At 39.9% G+C, this 5743-nt stretch carries 1 protein-coding gene; it reads right to left on the bottom strand.

Features of this window, described 5'->3' with window-relative positions:
- The coding region (locus HT734_RS09200) for an accessory Sec-dependent serine-rich glycoprotein adhesin (protein WP_173277590.1) at positions 1 to 5249 on the bottom strand (5249 nt) is incomplete at its 3' end.
- Between the last annotated feature and the right edge of the window lie 494 nt (positions 5250 to 5743).

Here is a 5743-nt window from a genome sequence, read left to right as displayed (position 1 = left end):
CTCGTTGAAGCACTTTGGCTGGCACTTGTTGATGCGGACTTAGACGCGCTCGTTGAGGCACTTTGGCTGGCACTTGTTGACGCTGACTTAGACGCGCTCGTTGAGGCACTTTGGCTCGCACTTGTTGACGCTGACTTAGACGCGCTCGTTGAGGCACTTTGGCTGGCACTTGTTGATGCTGACTTAGACGCGCTTGTTGAGGCACTTTGGCTCGCACTTGTCGATGCGGACTTAGACGCGCTCATTGAGGCAGATTGAGATGCATCTGAATCCGATACTGGTGGTTTCACTGTATTTTGTGTACCATCTTTATAAGTAATCGTCACAGTCCCATCATTTGATATTCTATATCCTTTATCTCCATCTTCGATACGGTTTGCATCTTTTGGATTTGCTGCTTTCACCGCCTCAAGAATCTTTTGTTTATCTTCTGGAGACAGGGTTTTTGTATTGCTTACTTGAACCGTTGCTGGAACCTGAGCTGGGAATTTCTTATTCAGTTTCCCTTGAGCTACTACTGTCAGAGTACGTGCTTCGTTATTAGATAAATCGACTGCTTTAGTACCACGATTCCATCTGTTACCATCTGCATACTGCTTGTTTGCATCATAGGTTGCTGTGTACTCTCTAGTAGCAGGATTCGTTTCTGAGGCTTCTGTTGGAGTATTCTTAAATCCTGGGGCAGAATCGTTTGATGAATATCCATCTTGGAAAATTCTATCTTTATCAGAAATACCGTCATAAAGTTTCAGTTCTTTAATCTTACCACTATTATCTTTAGCACTTAAGACGATTTTAATTTCATCACCTGCAAAGACCTCGTAGCCTCTTGCACCTGGGCGAACATTATCCTGAATGGATTGTTTCTCCCATTGACCTGTCTTATCATTCTTGATATAAAGATCAAAGGTTGGTTCTGGTCTTTCAGTTTCATTAGTAATAGTCCCAGACCCTGGCTCTGAAGTTAACACTTCAGTTGTATTTGGACCTGCTGGTACACTTTGAATTGCAGTCACATTACCTGAAGGAAGTAGACCATTGTTTGCGGTGTAAGCCGTTCTCAAATCTTCTGCAGTAAAGGTCACGCTGGTAGCGTTATTTCCTGCTTTTTTCGGCGTAATTGTTTGACCTGCAACTGTCAAGGTTACGGTTGCTCCTGGAAGAACATTATTTACCGTGATGGTTTGATTTGGCAAACCTCCACGTCCACTTAAGTCTTCAATAACCGGTGGGTTAACTTCCATTGCCAAATCTGAGATTGGTTTTGTACGAGATTGACCATCTTTATAGGTAATCTTAACATTATTATTCCCTTCGATGGTAACATTCTGGATACGATCTTTTTCTTTTTCTGTAGCTGTATCATGGGAATTCTTAACAGCTTCTATAATGCTTGTTTTTTCCGTATCTGTCAAGGAAGCAAGACTTGTAACCTTAATCTTCTTATCTGGATTCAAGTTAGCATTTCTTACTGCTAGACTACCTTGTCTTATTCGGAAGGTAGACCCATTTGAACGGTTACCTGACTCATCTTCTGCGGAAATTGATCGCGTAGCAACATTTCCTGTACTATACTGCAACTCATCTTTGACTTTTCCTGTAACTTCCAATTTAGCTGGTTTTGCTGGAGTTGCTTCTGTCAAGGAAGAAATGTTTGTTGCATTCGCCTCTCCAAATGAAGAGTCTAAGACATTTGGAACTATTGTTGCACTTGTTTCACCTGAATGAACGTTAGTTCTCTTAATAAATTTACTATTATCTGTGAAGGTTGTAGTGAAACGAATTTCATCACCTGCATAGAAGGTATGTTCTGGTTTATTTCCTACGCTGGTTTTTGAAACTTCTTTCCACAGACCAGTTACACGATCCTTCACTTCTACAACTGTATCTGTAGCTACTGGTTTTTCAGTTTCAGGAGTGATGTTCTTAGTCGTTGTTCCTGATTCCAAAGTTTCAGTTGAATTTGTTACAGGATTAATAAATGCCTTACTTTGCTTAACTGTTACATTTCCTGTTGGAAGCAAGCCGTTACTATCTGCAACATCGGTAGAAGGGAAGGTTACATTTCCATTACCATCTGCTTCTTTAGTAAGAGTTTTACCACCAATTGTCAAGGTAACCTGTGCATTTGGCAATGCATTCGTTACAGTGATTCCTTTATTTGGAAGACCACCTGTATTCGTTACTTGATCATCTGCAATTTGTGGTGGGTTTGGTTTTACTTTAATAGTAACAGGAACATTTGCATAATTACTTGGTTGAGTTGTTGAACCTTGTGGTAAAGTAATTTGAGCTTCTTTCTTATAGATACCTGGAGCTGAAGCATCTGGTGTAGATACCCACTTATAAGTTGTTCCAGCAGGAATCACCACACTAGAATCAGAATTTTTAAGCGCATTGCCCGGATTGTTAATAATATCATTTAGCGGAGCCGTGTCACCAACTGTTGTAGTATACTCTTGTTTAGCTACCGGATCAACTACCGTATAATCAAATCTCACTTCACTTGTGAGAGCAGGATTTGAAGCTGTTACATCACCAAGACGTCCTTTAGGATAAGTTGCTTTTGCAGTATAGGTAGTATGGTGCGTTTTAGCTGAAGAATCAGTTGTATGCCAAACATCACTAAATTTAGGTGACCCAGCTTGACTACTTACCGATGCACTTGCATTGTTGTTCAGACGATATTCATAAGCAAATGTTGTTCCTGAAGGAAGAGAATCATTATTGAGATATAGGTTTGAAAATCCACCTATATTATTAGCATATCTACCTCCAACTGCTTTATCACCCGAAGTTGCTTTAAAGGCATAAAATTGACCAGTAACTCCATTATTGGTTTTGGTCTCAATTTTTGGATAAACAGTATAATTATAAGTTAAATCTGTTGTGGTTCTGTCTGGATGTGTTACCGTTAAGGTTGCAGCTCGACTACCTACTTCCATTGTAGGAGCTTGTCCGTTTTTCCATGCAAATGTTGTCCCATTAGGGAGGTCAGATGCTCCGCCAACTGGGCGCACAAGACTTCTTGGATTTATATTAGACAGCGACTCATTACTTACTGCATAGAATGTGTCAGTCCCTTTTTCAACACCATATTTCAGATTTGAATTGACTGTATCCTGGGTACGATCTCGATAAGTAATGGTTACAACGCCATTATCTGCTACACTTAGGAAACCTTCTTCAGTTCCTTTTTTATAGTCTGTACCTGAAAGAATGCTTGCATTGGCTGTTTTAAAGTTAGCCAAGACTTGCTCTTTTTCCTTTGGACTTAGATGTTCTTTGTCATTAACTGTGACCGTCGCACCACTCACAGGGTTTTGTCGCTCGTTAAAACCTTTAATAGTAAAATTGGTAGTCTTTTCATCAGTCAGACCATCAATATCTGTAAGTGTATAGGTGAGTTTATAGGTTCCTGGTGTTTCCGGCTCCCAAGCAGTACCCTTACGTCCAATTGTCCCTTCTACTTTGATATTATAAGATTTCAAAGCTCCAGTTTGATTACCTTTAGGATCATAGATATACAAATCCCCCAATCCTCTTTTACTAGTAGCGGGAAAGTTCGGCGCATTTAAACCTGTAATATTCTTATTAGATAAAGAAGGTTTGATGTTATCCATCCCTTTATCATCATTTAATTGTATATCAAAACCAGTGACTGCATCATCATTATAAAAGATAAGATCCTCTGGCATCGTAATTGTAGGCTTATTAGATGCCGCACGGCTCTGACCTGCTGCACGGCTCTGACCTGTCCCACTAGTTGGAACAGTTGAACTTATTGAACCGCTATAATTTCCAGAAGTATCTGCACTTGTAAACGGTTGACTGCTTGTAGCAACTTTTGCGTTCAAGCTTGCAGCTTTCGACTGCTTGTTTACAGTGGCATGAACTTCAAGCGTTGCTTCTAGGTTTCTTTGTTTATCATGGCGGATATCATAGACATACTCATTTCTTGAACCACCACGTTTCGCCATCTCTTGTCCATTAAAGGTCACACGATTAATCGTCGTATTGGAATCTACATCCGCAATCAGCCCTACATGATGCAAGGCATTGTTAGCATGCATATTAATACGCCAAACAACTTCATGAGTATTTGGATTATAATTAGTAGACGCAATTGAGGCTGTCGTACCATGGCTAGAGAATATTGCTCTAGGAGAAGCACCCCTCTCTATCGCTTGTCCATTACGGCCATCACGTTGACCTGAAGTGGCACGTAAAACTGCATTGGCAATAGAATTACGAGCTGAAGTTGCCGTTTTGACAACACTACCAAGATCAGCAGTTGGATCCTTTAAAGCTGACTCAATCTCAGTAATGGCAGTTTCCACCTTAAGGATGGCTGCACTCGTATCTGGAAGATCTGCCGCCTTAGCTAAATACTCACCCATTTCAGCTGAAATTTTAGCCAGCTTTTTACGATCTTCTTCATTTTTCTTTGTAGATACTTCTACCGATGACAAGGCACCAGCAGTCACTCCTGCCAAACTTGTTAATTCGGAAGTTTTCTCTATCAAACCTGTTGCTGACTTAGCAGAGTCCAAGACAGGTGCAGACAAATTAGAGTTTGGCAAACCTTGACTAACTACTTGATTCTCAGCTGAAGCTGATTCAGATTGTCCAGCAGTTTCAACACTAGCAGTGCTAGTCGCAACCGAACTATCTTCTGAATGAACCATCAACTGACTAGAACTTACAGAAGTAGTTTCTGACACACTTGCAGAAGTACTTGTCGACGCGCTAACAGAGGCAGAAGTACTTGCTGACATACTTGCAGAAGTGCTAGCGCTCACTGATTGGCTGGCAGAAGTCGATTCTGAACTAGACACACTCTCGCTTTCTGAGTGTGACAAACTTGCCGATTCTTCTGGATTTGCTTTCGAAACAGATCCAAGAACGACTGAGTCATTTGTAGCTAAAACATCCGATGACTCCAATGTCTTTTCAAGAGCAACCGCATCATTGGCATGAACAGTAGTTTGTGTTGCCACTGCTCCGCCTAATACAGCTCCTGTAGCTGCAAGTCCCCTTATAATATCGAGGCCTGTAATCGTATTGTTTGTTTGGTTCTCAACCACTTCGGTCATAACTTGAGTAGTGTCGACACTACCACGGAAAACCTTAAACAAACCAAATAAAGAAGTGGAAGCCCGTAGCCAATGCTTACCGGATTTCACTAACTTATAGCGGGTCACACGATCAGTTTCACGATATTGACCCTCTTGACGTCTGAAAAACATGTTATCTCCTTTTCTAAACTTAGGTTAAGGGTACAATTCACCCCATTCTAAGTTAATCTTTAATATTATAAAAAAAATTGATTTAAAAAGCAATAGAATTCAAAAAAATAATACTATATTATAACACTTTATATTTAAGGTAAATCTTTTCACAAGTGAACTCAATACGTATTCAATATATATTGTGCCGTTTTTTGTATATTGCGATTTATTTACATTGAATAAAAATATAAAATTTTCTATATTCAAATATTCTATTTCATTAATCAATCATACTATTGCCGAATCACAGCGCTAGCTAGAGTTCACTGTTAAATTTCAATACATATAATTTCACTAGGATATTACGTGAGTAGATTGGCAAGGAAACATGTGTCCTCTCAAGTTTTTTTAATACCTAATACTCTTCGAAAATCTCTTCAAACCACGTCAGCTTCACCTTGCCATCCTCAAATACTGTCTGTCGCTAGTTTCCTAGTTTGCTCTTTGATTTT

Source organism: Streptococcus sp. k-90, assembly GCF_013277565.1.
GTDB lineage: Bacteria > Bacillota > Bacilli > Lactobacillales > Streptococcaceae > Streptococcus.
Note: the sequence above shows the minus strand (reverse complement) of the source record. Positions and strands in the feature narration are given on the sequence as shown.